General features: G+C 64.4%; 16 protein-coding genes, 2 tRNA genes and 1 pseudogene. 11 read left to right on the plus strand and 8 right to left on the minus strand.

Annotated features, from left to right (window positions below):
• Nucleotides 1-18: 18 nt before the first annotated feature.
• Entirely contained in the window at nucleotides 19-537 is a 519-nt protein-coding gene (gene moaB, locus H156_RS0103250; RefSeq protein WP_010961393.1) for a molybdenum cofactor biosynthesis protein B, read from the minus strand.
• A 55-nt stretch (nucleotides 538-592) separates the two neighbouring features.
• Nucleotides 593-1,867: an NAD(P)/FAD-dependent oxidoreductase gene (locus tag H156_RS0103255; RefSeq protein WP_010961392.1), complete on the minus strand. Its 1,275-nt coding sequence runs from the start codon at nucleotides 1,865-1,867 to the stop codon at nucleotides 593-595.
• 245 nt (nucleotides 1,868-2,112) lie between these two features.
• Here H156_RS0103255 and H156_RS0103260 point away from each other — a divergent pair, with 245 nt between their 5' ends.
• The 7 genes from H156_RS0103260 to ggt all read left to right on the plus strand — a co-directional run bounded on the left by H156_RS0103260 (nucleotide 2,113) and on the right by ggt (nucleotide 13,546).
• Nucleotides 2,113-3,474: a TolC family protein gene (locus H156_RS0103260; protein WP_017366425.1), complete on the plus strand. Its 1,362-nt coding sequence runs from the start codon at nucleotides 2,113-2,115 to the stop codon at nucleotides 3,472-3,474.
• A gap of 23 nt (nucleotides 3,475-3,497) precedes the next feature.
• Nucleotides 3,498-4,577, plus strand: a complete 1,080-nt coding sequence (locus tag H156_RS0103265; RefSeq protein ID WP_017366424.1) for an efflux RND transporter periplasmic adaptor subunit — start codon at nucleotides 3,498-3,500, stop codon at nucleotides 4,575-4,577.
• A gap of 18 nt (nucleotides 4,578-4,595) precedes the next feature.
• Nucleotides 4,596-7,826: an efflux RND transporter permease subunit gene (locus H156_RS0103270; protein WP_017366423.1), complete on the plus strand. Its 3,231-nt coding sequence runs from the start codon at nucleotides 4,596-4,598 to the stop codon at nucleotides 7,824-7,826.
• Between the two features lie 56 nt (nucleotides 7,827-7,882).
• Entirely contained in the window at nucleotides 7,883-8,560 is a 678-nt protein-coding gene (locus H156_RS0103275) for a DUF1294 domain-containing protein (protein ID WP_017366422.1), read from the plus strand.
• Nucleotides 8,561-8,802: 242 nt separating this feature from the next.
• Complete coding sequence (locus H156_RS0103280; RefSeq protein WP_050998235.1) at nucleotides 8,803-10,077, plus strand: hypothetical protein; 1,275 nt, start codon at nucleotides 8,803-8,805, stop codon at nucleotides 10,075-10,077.
• A gap of 119 nt (nucleotides 10,078-10,196) precedes the next feature.
• Complete coding sequence (locus H156_RS0103285) at nucleotides 10,197-11,753, plus strand: hypothetical protein (RefSeq protein WP_036245953.1); 1,557 nt, start codon at nucleotides 10,197-10,199, stop codon at nucleotides 11,751-11,753.
• 62 nt (nucleotides 11,754-11,815) lie between these two features.
• Nucleotides 11,816-13,546: a gamma-glutamyltransferase gene (gene ggt / locus H156_RS0103290; RefSeq protein WP_017366419.1), complete on the plus strand. Its 1,731-nt coding sequence runs from the start codon at nucleotides 11,816-11,818 to the stop codon at nucleotides 13,544-13,546.
• A 7-nt stretch (nucleotides 13,547-13,553) separates the two neighbouring features.
• Here ggt and H156_RS0103295 read toward each other — a convergent pair whose 3' ends face one another.
• Nucleotides 13,554-14,885 carry a POT family MFS transporter gene (locus tag H156_RS0103295; protein WP_026046093.1) on the minus strand — a complete coding sequence of 444 codons (1,332 nt, stop codon included), beginning with the start codon at nucleotides 14,883-14,885 and terminating at the stop codon, nucleotides 13,554-13,556.
• 87 nt (nucleotides 14,886-14,972) lie between these two features.
• Between H156_RS0103295 and H156_RS0103300 the strand changes: the two genes are divergently transcribed.
• The 4 genes from H156_RS0103300 to H156_RS0103315 are packed head-to-tail and all read left to right on the plus strand — an operon-like array spanning nucleotide 14,973 to nucleotide 18,094.
• On the plus strand, nucleotides 14,973-16,547 hold the full coding sequence (locus H156_RS0103300) for a formylglycine-generating enzyme family protein (RefSeq protein WP_017366417.1): 1,575 nt from the start codon (nucleotides 14,973-14,975) through the stop codon (nucleotides 16,545-16,547).
• Nucleotides 16,544-17,308: a glycine zipper 2TM domain-containing protein gene (locus tag H156_RS0103305; RefSeq protein WP_026046092.1), complete on the plus strand. Its 765-nt coding sequence runs from the start codon at nucleotides 16,544-16,546 to the stop codon at nucleotides 17,306-17,308. Before H156_RS0103300 ends, H156_RS0103305 begins: the two co-directional genes overlap by 4 nt.
• A complete protein-coding gene (locus H156_RS0103310; RefSeq protein WP_154656641.1) occupies nucleotides 17,298-17,807 on the plus strand; it encodes a hypothetical protein in 510 nt (169 codons plus the stop codon). Before H156_RS0103305 ends, H156_RS0103310 begins: the two co-directional genes overlap by 11 nt.
• 26 nt (nucleotides 17,808-17,833) lie before the next feature.
• Nucleotides 17,834-18,094, plus strand: coding sequence for a hypothetical protein (locus H156_RS0103315; RefSeq protein WP_017366414.1), 261 nt, complete (start codon nucleotides 17,834-17,836; stop codon nucleotides 18,092-18,094).
• A gap of 313 nt (nucleotides 18,095-18,407) precedes the next feature.
• Here the strand turns inward: H156_RS0103315 and H156_RS16625 are convergent.
• The 5 genes and pseudogenes from H156_RS16625 to H156_RS0103340 form a co-directional block, all read right to left on the minus strand.
• A pseudogene (locus H156_RS16625) lies at nucleotides 18,408-18,701 on the minus strand (IS3 family transposase); the annotation flags it as partial.
• A 194-nt stretch (nucleotides 18,702-18,895) separates the two neighbouring features.
• Nucleotides 18,896-18,972: transfer RNA gene (locus H156_RS0103325), tRNA-Pro, on the minus strand.
• A gap of 56 nt (nucleotides 18,973-19,028) precedes the next feature.
• Nucleotides 19,029-19,105, minus strand: a tRNA-Arg gene (locus H156_RS0103330).
• A gap of 26 nt (nucleotides 19,106-19,131) precedes the next feature.
• On the minus strand, nucleotides 19,132-21,135 hold the full coding sequence (gene rep, locus H156_RS0103335) for a DNA helicase Rep (protein ID WP_017366413.1): 2,004 nt from the start codon (nucleotides 21,133-21,135) through the stop codon (nucleotides 19,132-19,134).
• Entirely contained in the window at nucleotides 21,132-22,649 is a 1,518-nt protein-coding gene (locus tag H156_RS0103340) for a YifB family Mg chelatase-like AAA ATPase (protein WP_017366412.1), read from the minus strand. The genes rep and H156_RS0103340 overlap by 4 nt, the downstream gene beginning before the upstream one ends.
• Nucleotides 22,650-22,657: the final 8 nt, after the last annotated feature.

Consider the following 22,657-nt stretch of genomic DNA (forward strand, 5'->3'; position numbering starts at 1 on the left):
GGATGCCCGGTTTCTCGCCTATTTTTCCCCCAGCCGCGGTATCAGTTCGGCAAGGTTGCAGGGGCGGGTGCGGAGGTCGAGCTGCTGGCGGATGAGCTTGTCCCACGCCGTGCGGCAGGCGCCGGAGGAGCCGGGGAGAGCGAAGACGTAGGTGCCGTTGGCGACGCCGGCGATGGCCCTCGACTGGATGGTGGAGGTGCCGATTTCCTGATAGGAGATGGCGCGGAACACTTCGCCGAAGCCGTCCAGGGTCTTGTCGAACAGCACCGATACGGCTTCGGGGGTGCCGTCCCGGCCGGTCACGCCGGTGCCGCCGGTGCTGATGACGACCTGTATGTCGGGATCGGCGATCCACCGGGAGACCACCGCCCGGATGCGGTAGATGTCATCCGGCACGATGCATTTCTCGGCCAGCCGGTGACCGGCCTCGGTGAGGCGTCCGACCAGTACCCTGCCGGAGCTGTCGTCGTCTTCGGTGCGGGTATCCGAAACCGTGAGGATGGCGATGGAGAGCGGAAGGAATTCGTGGTTGGTCATGGGCGGGGATTCGGGAGGGGGCGCCCGCCCGGACGGGCGCCGGGGACGGAAAGGCTCAGTTCTTCAGGCGGACGATACCCAGGGCCTTGAGGCCCAGGCGCTCGTAGATGGGCTCGCTGATGCCCTTCCTCACCTTGCGGAGGAAGTACTTCTCGAAGGCGATCTTGGCCAGGTGCACCCAACGTCCTTTCTTGGCCCAGGTGACGTTGCGCGGCGGGATCTGCGGCTGGGCGATGAAGGCGGCGCCGGTGTCGCCCATGTCGGCCAGACACAGTGCGGCCCATGTGCCTTTGAAGCTGGGCTCCTTGCCGTCGAGTTGCTCGCGGATGTTGTGTGCGGTGGCGGTGACCATGGACTCGATCATGTAACCGGTCTTGGGTACACCGGTGGGTACCGGCGTCTGCTCCAGCGGCGGAATGGCGATGCAGACGCCGACCGAGTAAACGTTCTTGAACGTGGGGTTGCGCTGATATTCGTCGACGATGACGAAGCCGCGTGGGTTCACCAGCCCCTCGATGCCGCGCACCGCGTCGACGCCGGTGAAGGCCGGAATCATCATGCAGTGCTTGAACGGCAGTTCGTGCTTCTTTTTTTCCTTGCCGTCGTCGTCGACTTCGGTGACGAACATCTTGCCGGCCTCGATCTTGTCGACCTTGGCGTTGGTGATCCACTTGATGTGGCGGTCGCGCAACTCGCTTTCCAGGAGTCCCTTGGAGTCGCCCACCCCGCCCAGGCCGAGATGGCCGATGTAGGGTTCGGAGGTGACGAAGGTCATGGGCACCTTGTCGCGGATCTTGCGGCGGCGCAGGTCGGTGTCGGCGATGAAGGCGTATTCGTAGGCCGGGCCGAAGCAGGAGGCGCCCTGCACCGAGCCGACCACGACCGGACCGGGGTCCTTGACGAAGCCGTCCCAGAATTCCATGGCTTCGGCGGCGTGATCGACGTGGCACACCGACTGGGTGTGGCCATGCGGGCCGAAGCCCGGCACTTCGTCGAATGCGAGGCGGGGGCCTGTGGCGATGACCAGGAAATCGTAGTTCACGGAGCTGCCGTCGGCGAGTTCGATGCGGTTGTTGGCCGGATCGACCTTGGTCGCTTTCTGCTGGATGAACTCGATCTTGCGCTTCTTCAGCATGGGGGCGAGTTCGACCTTGATGTCCTCCGGTTTACGCCAACCGACCGCGACCCAGGGATTGGAGGGGACGAAGTGGAAAGTGGGGCTGTCGGAGATGAGCACCACCTCGTCCTGTTTTTTGCGGGCGAGGTGCTTCATTTCCAGGGCCATGGGGATACCGCCGATGCCGGCGCCGAGTATGACGATTCGAGCCATTGCGTTTTTCCTCCCGCGCAGTCCTTCTGCGTACTTGATGGTGTTGTTGGGCAACGCTGTCGACGATCGGTTGAAAATTCTGCTCGTATACCGACCGCTTGTCGAGAATATTAGCAAATGCTAAAATTCAAGGCAAGCCCGGATCGGGCAAGGGGGCCGGTAGTTCCACGCGGTGGAACTGGCTATCATTCATTCAAGGAGTTTCCCGCCGGGAACCGTCGACATCGACACGCAGCGTCGCGCCCATGAATTCGACAGAAATCAGGTCTGCCCGTTTCCGGATGTGGTTTTCTCCGGTCTTCTTGGCATGGGTACTGGGGAGTCCGCCGGTGTTTCCCGCTACCTCGGGCGGTGCCCGGCTGACCTTGCAGCAAGCCATCGAGCTCGCCTGGGAAAGGAATCCCGACATCCATGCCGCCGAGGCCCGGCTGGGCCAGGCCCAGGCCAGCGTCGAGGAAGCCACCGCGGCGTTCTATCCCCGTCTCACCGCGCGCGTCGGTTATGACTATTCGGACAACCCCGCCTTGGCGTTCTCCTATGTCGTAGCCCAGCGCCGCTTCAATTTCGGCATGAACATCAACCATCCGGGCTATGTCGAGAACTTCCGCCCGGAGGTGTTCACCACCTGGTCGATCTTCCGCGGCGGCCAGGACTACTACCGCAAGAAGGCGGCCGAACTGGGCGTCGAAGTGGCGGAACTGGAGCACTCGGCTCTGCGCAACCAGTTGGCGGCGGCGGTGACCGCGGCCTATTACGCGTTGCTCGAGGCCCCGCGCCAGGTCGAGGTCTCGAAGAAATCGGTGGAAGCGGTCACCAGCGAACTCGAACACACGCGTCACCGCCATCAGGCCGGTTCCAGCCTCAAGTCCGACGTGCTCTCCCTGGAGGTTCGGCTGGCGCAGTCCCGCGAAAACGAAACCCACGCGCTGAACTCGGTCGAACTCGCCCGCGCCGCCATCAAAACCCTGCTCGGTGGCGAAACGGTGGCCAGCCTGGAGGCGGTGGAGCCGGCCGCCAACGGTGCCGCAGGCCGGGAGAGGATGGAAAAAGTGCTGGCCCAGGCGCTGTCGCAGCGGCCGGAAATGCAGGCGGCCACCAGCCAGGTCACCCTGCGTCAGCACGAGCTCGACATGGAACGGGGCGCACGGCTGCCCAGGGTCAACGCCTTTGCAGCCTACGGTCAGAACAGTCGGACGCCGGGTTTCTCCACGGAGCAGGGCAACGTCACGCTGGGTGTCAGCGCCGAACTCGACCTCTACGCAGGCGGCGCGGTCACGGCCCGGATTTCCGCCGCCGAGAAGCGACTGGCCGAAGCCCAGGCGCTGGAAACGCGCACCCGGCTGGAAATCGAAGAGGAAGTACGCAAGGCCTATTTGCAGCTCGAGGAAGCCTTGTCGCGCAAGGACGCGGCGGAAGCCGGCGCCAAGTCGGCGGAGGAAGCGCTGCGGCTGGTGCACGAACAATACCGGGAAGGCGCGGCGACGGTGACGCGTTATCTCGAAGCCGAGGCCGACCGCGCCCAGGCCCAGACCCGCGCCATCGCCGCCCGCTATGCCGTGGAGGTCGCGGAGGCGAATCTGAAGAAGGCTTCGGGTTTCTGGCGCTAGATAGAGATAGAAGGAACAAAGCAATGCACGCTCAAGCGCACGGTTCGAACTCCCGCAATACACTGTCGTATGCCGCCATGGCCGTCTCGGCCCTGGTCCTGATGCTGGTCTGGATGGAGGGCGGCTTCGTCGGCAAGGCGGCGCCGGGGCTACGGGCCGAGGAGCAGGCCGAACCGGTGAGGGGGCAGACGTACACACTGGCGCCGCGGACCATCGCGGAGACGTCCGCCTGGCCCGCCACCGTGTCCGCCCGGGTCGTCGCCCGCATCTCGCCCAAGGTCGCGGGACGCATCACCGAGATCACCCGCAGGGTGGGTGACCGGGTGCAGCGGGGCGAAGTCCTGGCGCGGCTGGAAGCCAAGGAGCTGGGTGCCCGGCTCGGCCAGGCCAGGGCGCAGCTTGCCGCGGCCGAAGCCGAAGCGGTGCGGGCCCGCGCCGAGCTGATCCGCAGCGAAAGCCTCTATGCCAAGGAAGCGGCCACCCGCCAGACCCTGGAAACGGCCCAGGCCGCCGCCCGCGCCGCGAACGCCCAGGTGAAGGCGGCGCAGGATGCCATCGCCGAGGCCGGTTCGCTGTTCGGCGAGACCGAACTGAAGTCGCCGGTGGATGGCACGGTGGTGTCGCGCGAACTCGACCGGGGCGACACCGCCATGCCCGGCATGCCGGTGCTGACGGTGCAGGAAAGCGGCAGGCTGCGGATCGAGGGCGCGGTCGCCGAGCGCTGCGCGGGGGCGCTGCGGGCCGGAGCCCCGTTGACGGCACGGGGCGGCTCGCCCGAGCAGGTCTATCCGGTCGAGGTGGACGAAGTCGCCCCCGCCGCCGATCCGGCCACCCGTACGGTCTGGTTCAAGGCGCGCCTGCCCGATGCCGCGACCTGGCAGCCGGGCGCCTATGTCAGTGTGGAACTGCCTTGCGGCCAGCGTGAGGTGCTGCTGATTCCCGCGGCCGCCGTGACGCGCATCGGCCAGATCGAGAGCGTGCGCCTCGTCGAAAAGGACCGTTCCGTATTGCGCCACATCCGTACCGGTCGGTTCCACGATGGCCAGCTCGAAGTCCTGGCGGGGCTGGAGCCGGGTGACACCGTCCAGATTCCGAGCCCCTGACCATTCCGGAGAACCCGCATGGCCAAACCCAACGACGAACGGGGCCTGACGGCGGCGATCGTCCGCATTTTCATTACCTCCAAGCTGTCCCTGGTCTTCCTCATCGCCTCCTTCATGCTCGGGGCGGCGGCCTTGTTGCTGACGCCTCGGGAAGAGGAGCCGCAGATCGTGGTGCCGGTGGCGGACGTCTTCGTCAGGGCGCCGGGGGCCTCGGCCGAGGAGGTCGAGAAGCTGGTGGCGACGCCGTTGGAGAGCCGGCTGCGGGAGATCGACGGGGTGGAGTACGTCTATTCTGCCTCCCGCGCCGGCGAAGCCATGGTGACGGTGCGCTTTTACGTCGGTGAAGACCGCGAGGACAGCCTGCTCAAGGTTTGGAGCAAGCTGATGTCGAACAAGGACGCCATTCCTTCCATCGTCGAGTCCTGGCTGGTCAAGCCGGTGGAGATAGATGACGTCCCCATCCTCACCTTCACCCTGTCTTCGTCCAATCCGTTGTACGATGCGGCGACGCTGCGGCGTCTGGCCGACGAGATGAAGGACAAGCTGTCTTCCCGGGAGGATACCGGCCGCATCTACGTGGTCGGCGGTCAGCGGCGGACGGTGCGGATCCATCCGGATCCGGCGCGGCTGGCGGCCCACGGTCTGGACATCGGCGGCTTGATGCAGGCGTTACGGGACGCCAACGTCAAGCTGGAAGCCGGGAGCTTCGACCGCGCCGATCGCCGCGTCGACCTGGAAGCCGGCCCGCATTACGCTTCCGCCGCCGAGGTCGCGGACACCGCCGTCGGTCACCGTGACGGCAGGGTGGTGCGCCTGCGCGAGGTGGCAGAGGTGATCGACGGGCCGGCCGAGGTCGAGAGCTATACCCGCATCGGCTTCGGCGCCGCAGCAGCGGACAGCCGGTCGGTCGGCCAAACCGCCGCCGCCCGCCCCGGCGAGGAGCGCCAGGCCGTGACCCTCGCGGTCGCCAAGCGCCGTGGCGCCAACGCGGTCAGCGTGAGCGAGCGGGTCATCGAGGAGGTGAAGGGTCTTTACGGCACCCTCATCCCGGAAGACGTGACCGTGACGATTTCGCGCGATTATGGTGAGACCGCGAATCACAAGGTCAATGAGCTGGTGAAGCATCTCTTCATCGCCATCGTCACCATCATCGTGCTGCTGGCCTTCGCCCTGGGGCCGAAGGAGGCCTTCATCGTGGCGCTGGCGGTTCCGATGACGCTGGGTATCACCCTGCTGTTCGACCTCGTGTTCGGCTACACCATCAACCGCGTCACCCTGTTCGCCCTGATCCTCTCCCTGGGGCTTCTGGTGGACGATCCCATCGTCGACGTCGAGAACATCTACCGCCATTTCAAGCTGCGGCGCGAACCGCCCCTGGAGGCCGCTATCACCGCCGTCGACGAAGTCCGGCCGCCGACCATCTTCGCGACCTTCACCGTCATCGTCTCGTTCCTGCCGATGTTCTTCATCACCGGCATGATGGGGCCCTACATGGCGCCGATGGCCTTCAACGTGCCGGTCGCCATGCTGATGTCGCTGCTGGTCGCCTTCACCGTCACCCCCTGGGCCAGCTATTACCTGCTGAAGAGCGAATACGGCACGGGCGGGGCCGCGTATGCCTTGCAGGACAGCCCCATTTACAGGTTCTATCGCCGCACCCTCGGCGCCTTGGTGTTGCAGCCCGGACGCGCCAAGTTGTTCATCTGGCTGATGGTCGGCGCCCTGGTGGCGTCGAGCCTGCTCGCCGTGACCCGGGTGGTGCCGCTGAAGCTGCTGCCGTTCGACAACAAGAACGAACTGCAGCTGGTGATCGACATGCCCCGCGATGCCAGCCTCGAACGCACCGATGCGGTGGCGCGGGCGCTGGGCGAATACCTGGCGCGGGTCAACGAAATCACCGATTTCGAAACTTATGTGGGTCTGGCCTCGCCCATGGATTTCAACGGCATGGTGCGCCATTACTACCTGCGCCGCGGCGGCTACGTCGGCGAAATCCGCATCAGTCTGCTGCCGAAGGAGCGGCGTGAGCAGCAGTCGCACGAGATCGCGCTGCGGATACGCCCGGAGGTGGAGCGCATCGCCGCGCGCTTCGGAGCCAAGGCCAAGATCGTGGAAACCCCGCCCGGGCCACCGGTGCTCTCTACTTTCGTCGCCGAAGTCTACGGCCCGCTGGATGCCGAGCCCGCCGAGCTGGACCGGGTGACCGAACGGGTGCGGGACGATGTCGCGGGCATCGCCGGCATGGTCGATGTCGACGACCTGGTGGACGAGCCCAAGACCCTGATCCGCTACCGGGTCGATCGCGACAAAGCGGCGCTCAACGGCCTCAGCGTGGCGGCGTTGGCCGAAGCCTTGGAGGCCGCGACGGCCGGGCGTTCCGTCGGCACCGTGCATGTGCAGGGGGAACGGGAGCCGCTCGAGATCGTGCTCCGCCTGCCGCGCGCCGAGCGCTCGTCCCTGGCCGAACTCATGACGCTCGGGGTGAGGGGAGCGGACGGCCGCCTGGTGCCGCTGGGCGAACTCGGTACTTTGGTCGAGGACCAGGCCGACCGCACCATCTACCACAAGAATCTGCTCCGGCTGAATTACGTCACCGCCGAAATGGCGGGCCGCACGCCGGTCGAAGCGGTGCTGGACTGGGGCGACATCGAGGAGGCCAAGCCGCTGCCTGCGGGCTACAAGGTCGACCTGGCCGGGGAAGGGGAATGGAAGATCACCGTCGACGTGTTCCGCGACCTTGGGCTGGCGTTCGGCGCCGCGCTGGTCATGATCTACGTACTGCTGGTGGCCCAGACCGGTTCGCTCGGCATGCCGCTGGTCATCATGGTGGCGATTCCGCTGACCATCATCGGCATCATGCCGGGATTCTGGCTGTTGAACCTGCTGTTCACTTCGCCAGTGGCCGGCTACGACAATCCCATCCTGTTCACCGCCACCGGCATGATCGGCATGATCGCCCTGGCCGGCATCGTGGTGCGCAATTCCATCATTCTCATCGACTTCATCGAACGCCTCCGGGAGCGGGGCACGCCTCTGTTCGATGCGCTGGTCGAAGCCGGCGCCACTCGCCTCAGACCGATCTTCCTCACCGCCGGAGCCGCCATGTTCGGCTCCTTCGTCATCACGCTGGATCCGATCTTCTCCGGCTTGGCTTGGAGTTTCATCTTCGGCATCTTCGCTTCCACCCTGTTCACCCTGTGGGTCGTCCCCGTCGTCTACTGGATGATCAACCGGGAAGTGCCGCGCTGATTTTTCTCCTGCTCGACCGATTACAATGAGCTTCCGGCCTGACGGGGGAGGGCCGCATGATGAAAACAATCGGGCAGGGTGCGCACATGGGGAAGCTATCGCCATTCCAGGTCGGTGAACTGGTGGTCTGGCGGGATGAAAAGGGGTTCGGGTTCATCCGCCCTTTCGCGGGTGACCACGATCTCTTCATCCACATCAGCGCTTTCAAAAAGGGCATGAGCCGCCGGCCCCAGGTCGGAGACATCGTGCATTACCGCATCGAGACCGAGGCCGACGGTCGGGAGCGGCTGCGGCATGCGGCAATCGAGGGGGTCAAGTACGCCATGCCGCGTTTCGGTCCCGTCAAGGTCAAACCCCTGGAACGCTCGCCCTACGTCAATGGCGTCATCGGCCTGCCCTTCCTGTTGTCGACCTGGCTGCTGTGGAGCGTCGGCAACCCCGTTCCTCTCCTGATGTACGTGTTCATCAGCGCCATCACGCTTTTCCTCTATGGTCTGGACAAGCGTTCCTCGATCACCGGGCACTGGCGCGTGCCTGAAACCTACCTGCATCTCTTCGCCCTGTTCGGCGGCTGGCCGGGTGCCCTGATCGCCCAGCGGGAATATCGGCACAAGCTCAGGAAGCCGCGGTTCCAGGTCGTTTTCAGAGCGATCATTGCCTTGCATGCCCTGATTTGGCTCATTGCCATCGCGTTCGCATTCTCGAGTCGGGGAATGGCGCAATTTATGCAGTAATTAAACGGCACAAAAAAGCAGAACTTTCAATAATCAACCATGTCCATACGAGCCGATGAGGGCGCGGCCTTTCGTCCGTTACGTCGAGAATAAACTCGTTGGTATCGCAATCCACCCGGAAGACGGTTTGGGCGGTGAAACGATCTTTTCATCGATGAATATATGCCGGAAGCCAGGAGGCACAGCAGGCTCTCCGATATGTGAATGTCTGTTTTTATTTGAGTTCATAAGGAGATATGAGAATGGCCGATAATGCAAATTCGAAAAACCTTTGTTCATTGCTGATCGTGAGCGCTGGCCTGCTGGCGGCACAGGTCGCCCAAGCGGACGCGCCTTGCGTCGTACCGTTGAAGCTCATCGACATCAATGCCGGTTCTGGAAAACCCCCGGAGTATAAGCTCGGCATCCATGTCGGGCTCGGCGGCGGCGCGCCCCAGTTGTACGAATTCGATACCGGCGGTCCGGGATTCTGGGCGGCGTATACGCCTACGCCACCGAAAAATAAAGAGCAGTGGTGGGGAAATTACGAAACTGTCCAGACCGATGCGCTTTCGATAGCCTATACGTCTGGCAATGAGTACACGGCCAATCTGGTGGATACTATGGTGGCGCTGTATAGACCCCAGGGATCCGGATTCGCCAAACAGTGTGAATCCGCGGCTCCGGTCGGCGTCGCCCAGATTACAGCCTTCGCGGACAAGAAAAAGCCGAAGAAGGTCAAGGCCTGGTATAAGGCCTTGGCGACCGGTAAGCCGCCCTTGTTCGGGCATTTCTATGGTGACTTCGGTGCGGCGCTTTTCCCTATAATGACGGCCGATAAGTCCGCCGGCGTCTATTCCGTCCTCCCTCAGTTGCCGCAAACCGGCCTGACCAACGGTTTTATCGTCCATGTGGGTCCGCTGGGAAAATCCAAACCGACATTGACGATCGGCATTGCCGATGAGGAGCTGGCCACCTTCACCACGCAGTTGCCGATGAATCCGACCTGTGTGGATGCGGGTGGGGCGCCGGAGGCCCCTTCTTCTGCTTGTCCGCCGTATCCGAATTTTCCGGTCGGCGACATGCCGACATGGAGCGAGCAGATCACCTATGCGAATCTGTCATGGGAGTATGGCAAGTCCAGCGATGGCAATGGCCAAGCGTTTTCGAACGTTGGCTTGACCCTCGACACCGGCGCGCCCGCGACGACCATTTGGCAAAACGATGATTTGTATGTCGACTCTCGGTTTCTTCGCAACCCGGAGGGTAGCACTGTACCCTATACCGGAGATTTCAAACCGAAAGTGCGTCTGACGATCAGCGCGGCGACGATGGTTCCGGGTGGCCACGATCTCGATTTTTATCTTCTCACCGGGCAGAAGGCGACTGTCAACCAGGTTTCTGCCAGCGTGCGCGGAAACGATGGCGGGCCGACTTGGTCGGGATATATGAATACCGGGTTGATGTTGTATACCTACTATGACGTCATGTTCGATGTGGAGCATGGCGTGGTGGGATTCCGGCCAGTGAAGAGATAGACATCCAGTGAGCCTATCCTGCGGGGGCTTGGGTTCGTGTCCGGATTCAACCCCGCGGTGTCGGCGCGGTGACCTAGCCGGTTGTCCAGGAGTAACCATCGGTTCCCGAGGATTGATTGATGAGACCTTTATCGGCATCGGTTTTGGCTTTCGTCATGTCGGCGCTTTGGGCCGTCGGTCAGGCGGCCCCGCTGACCTGGAATCTTTACGACGGTTACACCCAATCGTTCACCGTTCCTTATGCTGCTCCCGTCCCCTTCGGATCGGCCGGCATGCCGGCGGAGTTGAGAATGAACGCGACGATAGGGGGGAATACCCTAAGCTTCCAGCTCGATACCGGCTCGCGCGGTATCGCTGTCAGCCGCGATCTGTTGCCACCGGATTTTCCGACGAAAGGCAGACCCGGCCATATCTTTTACTGGAGCAGCGGGAATCGGCTCAACGGTCGGTGGATAGAGACCCGGATCACTTTTCCGGATGCTCTCGATGGTCAGACCGGCGCCGCGTTGCCTGCTCAGGCCACGCTGCCGATCCTGGTGGTGGAGACCGAGACCTGCGTGGCGGCCCCGGCCGGCGAGATTTTCCCCAATCATTGCACCGACCCCGGGGTGACCAAGCCGTCGACGCACACCACCATGATGGGGATCGGCTTCGACCGGACCGGCCACGGCGACACTCCGAACAATGACCGCTGGAACCAGCAGTTCAATCCATTCCTGAACCTGGACGCCATGCGCAGCGGTTCGATGCGCGCCGGCTATATCCTCACGCCGCAGGGGGTGCAACTGGGGCTGACGGCCGCGAACACCGCGAACGCCGGTCAGGCGGGTGTGTCGGTCTCGGATTTCGCCTTTCAGAAGCTGATTCCCACCGGGCTCGAGCAGGTTCCCGGCAGTCCCCCGGACTGGCAGGCGCCGACCGGATCCGTCACGCTGAATGGAACCGCCTACCCGCTGGGGCAGGCCGTCCTGGATACCGGCATCGACGACATGCTGCTGTCCTTGCCGGCGCACCCGTCGTCCGGGAATCTGACGGCCGCCACTCTGGAGGTATCCCTGCTCGATTCGAAGGGTGCCGTGGGATACGGTTTCAGCGTCTCGGATGCACAGGATCCCGTCACCCCGGCCACGGTGACCTGGTCGCCGCTACAGTCGGGACGCTGGTCGGAGAACTGGATGAGTGGTGCGTTCGTCAATACCGGCGTCCGTGCGCTCAATGCCTTCAATTTTCTGTATGACGGTACTGGCGGTTATGTGGGGCTGCAACTCAATGGGGCGGCGGCGGGCGTTTCCGCCCGTTTGTCTCCGCAAATCTCCGCGCAGGGCCAGTTCCCGTTCCCGAATGGCTTCAACACCAATCTGCCGGTCGTCCTGCAAGGAAAGACGGAAATTTCGGTTCCAGGCAAGCCGCCGGGGGCCGTGGTCTTCAACGGGCCGGTTTCCGGCAGCGGTGGTTTGATCGTCAAGAAAGGCAAGGTCGTGCTGGCCTGTGATGCCAGCTATACCGGTACGACCGTCGTCGATTCCGGCGCCATTCTGGTGTACAGCCGGCTTGCGGGGAAACTGAAAAGAAGGCCGGGAGGCGTCGTGATCCAGGAACCGGATCCCAGCGGGACGAATTGCCCGGCCGGTACCGATACGCTCCCCGGCTGGGCGCAAACGGCGGGGGATACGTGATCCGGAACCGGCGGCTGACGGTGAACCGGGGCGGGAGTATGCCATCCGACGTAAGGCTTACCGTGAGACGCTTCGCTGCGATCCACCACGGAGGGGGGTGGGACTTTCCCGGCTGGCGGCCCGTCGCCTCGGCTTTCGCTCGATGCCTGCTGCTCGCGGCCGCGGTTTGCACCGCCCAGGCGGCCGGCGGACCCGGCCATGCCGCCATCGCCAGCGCCCATCCCCTGGCCACGCAGGCCGGGTTCGAAATCCTGGATCAGGGCGGCAATGCGTTCGACGCCGCGATCGCGATCTCCGCAACACTAGCGGTGGTGGAGCCGCAAAGCTCCGGGATGGGCGGGGGCGGATTCTGGCTGCTGCGCCGGGCGGCCGACGGCAAGACCGTGATGCTGGACGGACGGGAGACCGCCCCGCTTGCCGCCCGGCCCGACATATACCTGGATGTCCGCGGCGAGCCCCGCCCACGCGCCTCGCTGGACGGCGCGCTGTCAGCCGGGATTCCGGGCTTGCCCGCGGCGCTGGTGCGGCTGTCCGAGGACTACGGGCGCCTGCCTCTGGCCAAGTCCCTGGCGCCCGCCATCCGCCATGCCGAAAACGGTTTCGCCGTGGGCCAGCGCTACGCGAAAGCGGCGAAAGACCGCGAATCGGCCTTACGGCAATCACCCGCCGCACGTGCCATTTTCCTGGATCAGGGGATGGCGCCCCAGCCCGGATTTCATCTGGTTCAGAAAGATTTGGCCCAGACCCTCAGGCGGATCGCGCGGTTCGGCCATGCCGGATTCTATGGCGGAACGACGGCGCGGCTTCTGGTACAAGGAGTGAAGGATGCCGGCGGTATCTGGCGGGCCGGCGACCTGGCGGGCTATCGCGCGGTGGAGCGGGCGCCGGTGCGGGGCATGTACCGTGGCATCCGGATCACCAGCGCTGCCCCGCCATCCAGCGGTGGCACGGTCCTGCTGGAAGCCCTGAACATATTGTCCGGTTACGATCTCGCCCGCATGGATGCGTCGACGCGCAAGCATCTGGTGATCGAAGCCGAGCGCCGCGCCTACCGCGATCGCGACCTTTATCTGGGCGATCCGTCTTTCGTGAAGATGCCGCTGAGCCGGTTGTTGAGTGCGGACTACGCCGCAGGGCTGCGCGTCGCCATCCGGCCCGACCGCGTTTTGCCCAGCGCGGCTCTGGGTACGGTACCGGAGCCGGCCCGGCAGGGCGACAACACCAGCCATTTCTCCGTCATCGACCGGCTCGGCAATCTGGTCGCCGCCACCCTGAGCATCAACGACAGTTTCGGCTCCGGCTTCGTGCCGCCCGGGACGGGGGTTCTTCTCAACGACGAAATGGACGATTTCGCGACCGTACCCGGCAGGCCCAACGCCTATGGTCTGGTCGGCGGCGACGCGAATGCCATCGCGCCGGGCAAGCGCATGCTCTCCAGCATGTCGCCCACTTTCCTGGAAACGAAGGACCGCACCGCGGTACTTGGAACACCCGGCGGCAGTCGGATCATCTCCATGGTGCTGTTGGCCGTGCTCGATTTCGCCGAAGGGCGGGGGCCGGAATCCTGGGTTTCTGTCGGGCGTTTCCATCATCAATACCTGCCCGATGTCGTGGAGTACGAGCCCGGCGGGCTGTCGGAGGACGACATCCGGGGCCTGGAGAGCCGCGGTCACGCCCTGAAGCCGACCGGGTACCGCTACGGCGACATGCAAGCGGTGCAGTGGGACCGGGCACGCAACCGCCTGAGTGCCGCCAGCGATCCGCGCGGAGAAGGCGCGGCGGAAGTCAAATGACGACCGTTCACCGTTCCGTCTGCAAATGCAATTCTTCCCGGTAGTTCCGGCTGTAGGCGAAAAAGCCGAGCGCCGTGGCCAGCATGAGCCCGGTAAAGAACCAGAAATAGCCGGCACCGTCCAGCCACGGCGTTTTCGAGCGTTCGATCCAGAAGTTCACCAAGGCGGTGAACAGGTTTCCCAGCGCGACGGCACCGAGGTACAGCGCCATGACGAAGGACTTCATGGTCAGCGGTGCCTGGGTGTAGGCGAACTCCAACGAGGTGATGGACACCATGACCTCGGCCGAGGTCAGCAGCAGGTAAGCCAGCAGTTGCCAGCCGATGGAGGGTTTCAATCCTGTGTCGATCCGCATCTGTATCCAGGCGGCGAGGGCGAATGCCAGCACGGTGAACGACAGACCCAACGCGATCTTGTTGAGCGCGGTCATCGGTATGAGACGTGCCAGGGCCGGGTACAGCAGGTGGTGGAAGAAGGGCGTGAGCAGTACGATCAGCAAGGGATTGGCCGCCTGGATCTGCGAAGGCAGGATCGCGTGGCCGAACAGCACGCGGTCCATGCGCTGGGACTGCAGCACCCAGGACGAGCCGGTCTGGTCGAACAGAGCCCAGAACATGGTGATGAAGAGAAACACGCCGATCAGCCGGCCCACTCCGCGCCGCCCCTCGCTGCTCCAGGCTTCCCGGATGAAGCGCATGCCCCCGGGCGGAATGTGCACGAAGCGGTGGCGCCCCGCCCAGAAAACGAGGGTCGCGATCAGCATCAGGAGGCCGGGCACGGCAAACGCGACGGAGGCGCCATGGCGTTCCAGCAGCCAGGGAATCAACAACATGGACACGAAGGCGCCCAGATTGATGGCAAGATAAAACCAGCCGTAGATCTGGCTCAGCAGATGCCGGTTGGATTGCCCGAACTGATCGCCGACGTGCGCCGAAACACAGGGCTTGATGCCACCGGCGCCGAGTGCAATCAGCGACTGCCCCAGCAGGAGGCCCGTCCGGGTGTCGTCCAGGGCCAGGGCGAAGTGCCCGAGGCAATAGACCAGCGAGAGCGCGATGATGGTGCGGTACTTGCCCAGCACGCCGTCGGCCAGCAGCGCACCGAGGAACGGCGTGAAATAGGTGAGCGACACGAACAAATGGAAATAGCCCTTCGCCTCGCCTTCCTGCATGGGCGCCGGGTTGCCCGCCGCATCCACAAGATACCGGGTCATGAACACCACCAGGATCGCCCGCATCCCGTAGTAGCTGAAGCGCTCGGCCAGCTCGTTGCCGATGATGAAGGGAATGCCGGGTGGCAGTTCGGTGGTGGCCAGGGGGGCGGTGCGGTAACGGCTCATGGGGACAGAGGGTGGTCGGACAGGACGGCGCATGGTAAATGGAACGGCGGGACCTTGGGAATTCGAGAGTGAGACGAGGTGGGTGGAGTGATCACGGCATTGCAACGGCGGCTCATCGGTTCGCTTTTCCTGATCGCTGCTTCGTTAAACGCGGCCGCGGATTGGCCAGGGAGTCTGTTCAATCCTCAGCCGGCGGAAGGCGATGTGATTTTTCCCATGCCCTGCGGTGGCGCCATGGTTTTCCGCAAGGCGCTGATCCCCAACCAGGGGCCACTCGACGACTACGGCATCGTCGTAGGCGGGGACGATGCGGACCATGCCTATGCCGAGCACCCGCGTCCGGCCCAGATCGCCGGGAGCTTCGACCAGGACGCCAAGACCCGCTTCTACCTCATCGGCAAATACGAGGTGAACCGCGCCCAGTACGCCGCTCTGGGATCGCAATGCCAGCCTCCGGCGGACGATCAGCGGCTGCCGCAGACCAACGTCACCTGGCTGGAGGCCATGGCGTTCGCCGACCGCTACAGCCAATGGCTGCTGAAAAACGCTGCGGACAGGCTGCCGAAGGATGGCCAGCAGCCCGGATTCCTGCGCCTGCCGACCGAGGTGGAGTGGGAGTTCGCCGCCCGCGGCGGTCTCGCCGTGCCGGTCGCGCAGTTCCGCGAGCGGACGTTTCCGATGGATGACGAAATGGTGCGCTACGTCTGGTTCGAAGGCACCGAATCGGCCAACGGCAAGCCCCAGCCCATCGGCATGCTCAGGCCCAACCCGCTGGGTCTGCATGACGTCCTCGGCAACGCGGACGAAATGGTGTTCGAGCCCTATCGCTTGAACCGGCTCGACCGGCTCCACGGCCAGGCCGGCGGCTTCGTGGTGCGCGGCGGCAACTACTTCACGCCGCAGGCCGAGGTGCGTACCGCCCAGCGCATCGAGGTGCCGTTCTACGTCAAAGGCGAGCCGAGGCGGGCGGAGACCACGGGCTTCCGGCTGGTCATGACGGTGCCGGTGGAATCCTCCCGCGAAAAGCTCAGGTCGCTGCGCGAGAGCTGGGACAAACTGGGCTCGGCGGCGATCGCGCCGAAAGCCTCGCCCGGCCAGCCCAAATTCATCGAACCCGAGGGGCTGGACGACCCGGTCGCGGAGCTGGGGGTGATCTCCGATGCGGCGCAGGACGCCAACATGAAGAACCGGCTCAGGAACGTCCAGAACCGGCTCAAAGTCACCATCCAGGAACGCGACGACCAGCGCAAGCTGGCGGCCAAGGCGGCATTGCGCCTGGGCGCCTTCCTCTGCCAGAAGATGGGGGCGGACGGGAAATGGGTCGACGCCGCGGAGACCCTGCTCAAGCAGCGGGAGGCGGCGTTCGGCGCGGACGATCCGGGCGTCAAATCCCGCCGCGAGCAGTTGAAGGGCGATCGTGCTGCCCTGACGGAGAATCTCTTGTACTATTCCGAAACGATTCTGGGCTCGGCGGCGATCTATGACGGACCGGTACTGGGCGAACAGTTCGAGGTCCTGAAAACCGAGCTGGAATTGAAAAACTACCAGGCCTTGCTCGGCTACGCCGATACCTATTACCGGCAACTGGCAGCGTACCGTGACAAGCCGGTGGTCCGGCAGCGTGCCTGGCTCGACGAATGCAAAGCGCTGAACAAGAAATGAACGGGTGTGGTGTGCGGGTTCCCAAATCTCCCAAAGGGACTGGTCTCTTCCCCCTGCCTCCGGCAGGGCGGCGGCTGGTCGCCGCTGCGCTGATCCCGGCGCTGCTCGTTTCCGGTTGTGCCGGTACCGGAGGCTACCGGCAAACCTATGGGAGCTCCAGCCAGGCGCGCCTGGCGCAGCTTTCCGAGGCCTACAACCGGACCCTGGCGGAGGGGTGCGTCGCTGGCGCCGCGGTCGGTGGCCTGGCGGGCGGCCTGATCGGCAGGGACTGGAAAGGCGCGGTGGCCGGTCTGCTCGCGGGCGCCGCCTTAGGCTGTGCCGCAGGGAGCTACATGGGCAATCTCCAGAACAACTATGCCCGGGAAGAGGACCGGCTGAACGCCGTCATCATCGACATCCGCCGCGACAACCAGTCGCTCGCCGAACTGATTCCTGTCGCCCAGCGAGTCGTGGAGGACAACAAGGCGCGGGTCGCGGAGCTGAACCAAGCCATCGCCGCCGGGCGGATCAGCCGCGCGCAGGCCGCCGGCCAATTGGCCGATCTCGATGCAAGCCGGTCCCAATTGCAGGCGACGCTGGGCAGCGCCAAGAAGCGCCTGGCCGAGCAGCATGCGGCGATCGCGATGAACGCGCACAATGCCGATCCGCAGTTGGCGAACATCGCACAGGAGGAACTGGCCCGGAAGGAACAGCAGATCCAGGCGCTCGAATCGGAACTGAATACGCTCACCCAACTGCGGAGTGTGGACCGTGTCGGCTAAGCCTTTCTCCGATTCCCGGCCGGGCATCGTATTGCCGGCGGCGCTCGCTGTCTGGGTTTCGGGCTGCGCCACCACCGACTGCGATCCCGGCCGGGGCGGGTTCTTCCGCGGCCTCGGCTGTTCGGCCAGCGGCAGCTACGGGCAGCGGCAGCAGCAGATGCAGGCTTCCCTCGACCGCGAGCAGCAGACCCAGGCAGGTTTACAGAGCAGGTACGCGCAGGCGAACCAGGCCGCTATCGAAAGCGACGCTCAGCGGCAGGCCGCCGAAGAGGAATACGCGGGCCTACAGCGCGACATCGATGCCCTGAACGCCAAGGCGGCTCGATCCAGGACGAAGAAGAAGGACCTGAGCCGCGAGATCAGGAGCGTCCAGAACCAGCTCGATCTGCTCAAGGCGGATACGATGTCGCCCCGCGCCGAACTCGACAAGAGGCGCGCCGAGCTGGACCGGCGATTGAAGGAGCTGGAGCGGGAAGTCGATCTGGCGCGCGGCAAATGAACGAAAAAACTGGAACTCGAAGTGGAATGAAAAAAAGCATCGGATATCCGGCCATGCTGGCAATGGCCTTATTGGCAGGTACGGGCGTAGCGGCACAGGACGGGCCGAGCCTGCAGGAGCAGATAGAAAAGCAAAAGGCGGAGAACGAGGCGCTCAAGGCGAAAATCGCCAGGATCGAGCAGGTCCTAAAGACCGACGTCTGTTCGAATCCCGACGCGGCCAGACTCCTGGAATCGGGAGAGGTTCCCGGTCTGCCCGCCAAGAAAGGAGCGGATGCCTCCAAGTAGCGTTCGGGGAAGAAGAGCCTGGCATCGTTCGAGGGAACACCGCCCCCGATGCAGTTTGACCCGCCCCGCTTTCCGTGGAGGCGGGTTGGTTCAAGTCGGACTAGCGTACTGACTCGACCTTCCCTCGGTTTTTCGCCTTCCAAGCGGTGGGGTTCCTGTCACCTGTTTCTCCTGAATCCGGGCCGCGGGCCCGTCCCGCATGAACTGCTCTGGCGATTCGTAACCCAAAGTCGAGTACCACCGCTTGCCGCGGTAAAACGCCATCGCCTTGCTGGTATACCGGCGATCCCGATCCGAAGGAGGGATCGATGGCTGCCGGCTTTCGTCGGAACCAGGCCATGGTCGGCGCATCGGTCACGATGTCCGCCGTCATGCGCGGCTTCGGTGACCAGCCCACGACCTCCCGGTTGAACGGGTCCGGGGTGATCGCCGGATACGGCCGGCATCCATCCGTCCACAGGTAGGTGATGTCCGAGCTCCGGACCTGATTCGGCCCGGTCGGAGTGAGGTTGCGCTCCGGGAGGTCGTGCTTCGAGTCGGTCGTGACCCGGAAACGCCGCAGCCGTTCCACGCGCTGCTGGCCGGCCGGATATCCCTGCTTCGGGATTCTCCATCGTCTTCCTTTCCAGGGTGAGGATGATTCTACGTCACCGTTTGAAGACCATTTTTCGAGGGAAGGTCACTCAAGGAAATGTCCGCGTGGCGGTGAACGAGCTCGATGGGATCTCACGATTTGGTCACGCGGGCAATAAAAAAAGCGGCAGGTGAAATCACCCAAGCCGCTTTCTTGATTTTGGGAATTGGTCGGGGCGAGAGGATTCGAACCTCCGACCACCTGCACCCCATACAGGTGCGCTACCAGGCTGCGCTACGCCCCGAGATTTACCGCATTTGCTGCGAATGTCCCTGGCTGGGCATTCGTTCAGTCTCAAAATGGCGCGCCCGAGACGACTCGAACGTCCGACCTTTGGCTCCGGAGGCCAACGCTCTATCCAACTGAGCTACGGGCGCGCTGAGCGGACCATTATACAAGATCATCAGTCGCTTAACAAATTCCGCAGCTGCGCCAGTGAGGCGCGGCCGCGTTCGCGCTTGGTTTCGGGATCGAGCGGCTGGCGGTCGGGCCATTCGAGGTCTTCCTGCGGCAGTTCGGCGAGAAAGCGGCTGGGCTCGCAGCCGATCATTTCGCCGTAACGCTTCCGGTGGCTGCAGTAGCTCAGGGTGAGGTCGCGGCGGGCGCGGGTGATGCCGACGTAGGCGAGGCGGCGCTCTTCTTCGATGTTGTCCTCGTCGATGCTGGTTTGGTGGGGGAGGAGATTTTCCTCCATGCCGACCAGGTAGACATAGGGAAATTCCAGCCCCTTGGCGGCGTGCAGGGTCATGAGGCTGACCCGGTCGCCGGTGTCGTCTTCCTGGTTGCGGTCCAGTACGTCGAGCAGCGTGGCCTTGGCCACGGTTTCGGCCAGGCTGCGGTTTTCGCCGTCTTTTTCGGCGATGCGCCGGAGCCAGTCGAGCAGTTCGCGCACGTTGCCGAATTTGCGCTCGGCGGCCTTGGCGTCACTGCTGTTTTCCCGCACCCAGTTTTCGTAACCGATCGTGCCGAGAAAATCGTCGATGATCTTGAAGACGTCTCCGCGTGTGGTGCGGTCGGCGGTATCGGCGATGTGCTCCCCGAAGCGGCGCAGGCGCTGGACGGCGTTGGCCGGAAGGGATTGTTCCAGGCCCAGTTCGAAGCAGGCGGCGTACAGGCTGATATGACGGCGGTTGGCGTACTGGCCGAGTTTTTCCAGAGTGGTGGGGCCGATCTCGCGGCGCGGGACGTTGACGATGCGCAGGAAGGCGGCGTCGTCGTCCGGATTCACCAGCAGGCGCAGGTAGGCCATGACGTCCTTGACCTCCGTGTAGCCGAAGAAGGACGTGCCGCCGCTGATGTGATACGGCACGCTGAATTCCCGCAGCGCGCGCTCGAACAGCCGCGACTGGTGGTTGCCGCGGTAGAGAATGGCGTAGTCGGCGAAGCGGGTGTTGTGGCGGAATTTGTGATGCACGATATCGGCGGCGATCTGGCGTGCTTCGGCGATTTCGTCGCGGTGCCTGAGCACCCGGATCGGGTCGCCTTGGCCCATGGCGCTCCACAGTTTCTTTTCGAAAATGTGCGGATTGTTGCCGATGAGCTGGTTGGCGGCCTTGAGGATGCGTCCCATGGAGCGGTAATTCTGTTCGAGCTTGATGACCTTGAGGCGGGGGAAGTCGTTGCGGAGCTGGGCCAGGTTTTCCGGCTGGGCACCGCGCCAGGCATAGATGGACTGGTCGTCGTCGCCGACCACGGTGAACTTGCCCAAGGTGCCGGTGAGCAGCTTGATGAGTTCGTACTGGGTCTGGTTGGTGTCCTGGTATTCGTCGACCAGCAGGTAACGGATCTGGTTGCGCCATTTGTCCAGTACCTCCGGGTGCCGCTGGAACAGCATCACCGGCAGCAGGATCAGGTCATCGAAATCGACGGCGTTGTAAGCCTTCATGTGGTGCATGTAGGCTTCGTACAGGGCGGCGATTCCGGCCGCATCGGGCTCGTCGAGCGAGCGGGCACGGTCGGGGGTGATGAAGCGGTTTTTCCAGCGCGAGATGCGCGCGGCGTAGGCGTCGGCTTGCTCCGGGTCGAAGCGGTGGTCGCCGTGGCGGATCAGTTCCCGCAGCAAAGCCTGCCGGTCCTGCTCATCGAAGATGGAAATGGCGGACTTGAGTTCCAGCGCCTTGTGTTCACGCCGGACGATCTCCAGTCCCAGAGCATGGAAGGTGGAGACCGTGAGACCCCGCAGTGACTTGTCGTCGGCCAGCTTGCCGACCCGGCTTTTCATCTCGCGCGCCGCCTTGTTGGTGAAAGTGACGGCGACGATATGGCGGGCCGGTGTGCCCTGCCGGATCAGGTAGGCGATCTTTTCGGTGATGACGCGGGTTTTGCCGCTGCCGGCGCCGGCGATCACGAGCAGCGGACAGTCCAGGGTGGTGACCGCCGCGTGTTGCTGGGGGTTGAGACCATTCATCGGTGCGCGGCGCGGTCGAGACGCCGGTAGCCGATGGCTTCTCCGATGTGGGTGGCTGTGATTGCCTCGCTGCCATCCAGATCGGCGATGGTGCGGGCCAGCTTCAAAATGCGATGGTAGGCGCGGTGCGACAGATTCAGCCGTGTCATGGCCCGTTCCAACAAGGCGCGTCCCGCACTGTCGGGGGCGCAATGGCGCTCGATCTGACGCGGCGTGAGCAGTGCGTTGGGCTGGCCGCTGCGGCGGAGCGCCCGCTCGCGGGCGGCAGTCACGCGGGATCGGACCTGAACGCTGGTCTCCTCGCTCGGGGACGCGCCGTCCATAAGTGTGGCCGGGTCCTGGCGGGGCACGTCGATGTGGATGTCGATCCGGTCCAGGAGAGGTCCGGAGATGCGTGCACGGTAGCGGGCCACCTGTTCGGCCGAGCAATGGCAGCGCCCGGAGGCATCGCCCAGATAGCCGCAGGGGCAGGGATTCATCGCGGCGACGAGCTGGAAACGGGCGGGGAAATCCAGCCGTTGGGTGGCGCGGGAAATGGTGATGGTGCCGCTCTCCAGGGGTTCGCGCAGGACCTCCAGCACCCGCCGGTCGAATTCCGGCAACTCGTCCAGGAACAGCACGCCGTTATGGGCCAGCGAAATCTCCCCGGGTTTGGGACTGCTCCCGCCGCCTACCAGCGCCGGTGCGGAGGCAGTGTGATGAGGGGCGCGGTACGGCGGTCGGCGCCAGACTGCCGGGTCGAAGGGCATCCCGCTGACCGAGGCGACCGCCGCGGTTTCCAATGCTTCCGTCTCGGTCAGGTCGGGCAGGATGCCGGGCATGCGCGAGGCCAGCATGGATTTACCGGTGCCCGGCGGCCCCAGCATCAGCAGGTTGTGGCGGCCGGCGGCGGCGATCTCCAGGGCGCGCTTGGCCTGGAACTGGCCGCGGACTTCGGCGAGATCGGGGAATTCCTCGCTTGCCTGAGACGTTTCGGTGCACGGTTCGGCGGCGGCGAGCGGGCGGCTGCCGTCCAGATGGGCGCACACGTCCAGCAGATGGCGCGCCGGGAGCACGCAGGCGCCGGAGACCAGCGCCGCTTCGCCGGCATTGTCCCAGGGTACGATCAGGCTGCGCTCGGCACGGCGCGACTGGAGGGCGACGGGCAAGGCTCCGGGGACCGGACGCAGTTCACCGGTAAGCGCCAGCTCGCCGACACACTCCAGCGCCAGCAGAGGCTCGGTACGGATCTGCTTGGAAGCGGCCAGTATGCCGAGGGCGATGGGCAGGTCGAAACGGCCGCCTTCCTTGGGCAGATCGGCCGGGGCCAGGTTGACGGTGATGCGTTGGGCGGGAAACTCGAAGCCGGTGGTGACGAGAGCGCTGCGCACCCGGTCCTTGCTCTCGCGCACCGCGGTTTCCGGCAGTCCCACGATGGTGAGATTGGGCAGCCCCGGAGCGATGTGGACTTCCACCGTCACCTCCGGTGCGTCGATGCCCTGGCAGGCGCGGCTGTGGACGATCGCGAGCGCCATGTCCGGCT

The sequence above is a fragment of the Methylococcus capsulatus str. Texas = ATCC 19069 genome (genome assembly GCF_000424685.1).
GTDB lineage: Bacteria > Pseudomonadota > Gammaproteobacteria > Methylococcales > Methylococcaceae > Methylococcus > Methylococcus capsulatus.

Bases quoted from the DNA above. Each gene is read 5' to 3' on its own strand.
- H156_RS0103260 (WP_017366425.1), top strand. From the start codon at position 2,113: ATGAATTCGACAGAAATCAGGTCTGCCCGTTTCCGGATGTGGTTTTCT.
- H156_RS0103255 (WP_010961392.1), bottom strand. From the start codon at position 1,867: ATGGCTCGAATCGTCATACTCGGCGCCGGCATCGGCGGTATCCCCATG.
- H156_RS0103270 (WP_017366423.1), top strand. From the start codon at position 4,596: ATGGCCAAACCCAACGACGAACGGGGCCTGACGGCGGCGATCGTCCGC.
- H156_RS0103315 (WP_017366414.1), top strand. From the start codon at position 17,834: ATGAAAAAAAGCATCGGATATCCGGCCATGCTGGCAATGGCCTTATTG.
- H156_RS0103295 (WP_026046093.1), bottom strand. From the start codon at position 14,885: ATGAGCCGTTACCGCACCGCCCCCCTGGCCACCACCGAACTGCCACCC.
- H156_RS0103280 (WP_050998235.1), top strand. From the start codon at position 8,803: ATGGCCGATAATGCAAATTCGAAAAACCTTTGTTCATTGCTGATCGTG.
- H156_RS0103305 (WP_026046092.1), top strand. From the start codon at position 16,544: ATGAACGGGTGTGGTGTGCGGGTTCCCAAATCTCCCAAAGGGACTGGT.
- H156_RS0103340 (WP_017366412.1), bottom strand. From the start codon at position 22,649: ATGGCGCTCGCGATCGTCCACAGCCGCGCCTGCCAGGGCATCGACGCA.
- H156_RS0103275 (WP_017366422.1), top strand. From the start codon at position 7,883: ATGATGAAAACAATCGGGCAGGGTGCGCACATGGGGAAGCTATCGCCA.
- rep (WP_017366413.1), bottom strand. From the start codon at position 21,135: ATGAATGGTCTCAACCCCCAGCAACACGCGGCGGTCACCACCCTGGAC.
- H156_RS0103265 (WP_017366424.1), top strand. From the start codon at position 3,498: ATGCACGCTCAAGCGCACGGTTCGAACTCCCGCAATACACTGTCGTAT.
- H156_RS0103285 (WP_036245953.1), top strand. From the start codon at position 10,197: ATGAGACCTTTATCGGCATCGGTTTTGGCTTTCGTCATGTCGGCGCTT.
- moaB (WP_010961393.1), bottom strand. From the start codon at position 537: ATGACCAACCACGAATTCCTTCCGCTCTCCATCGCCATCCTCACGGTT.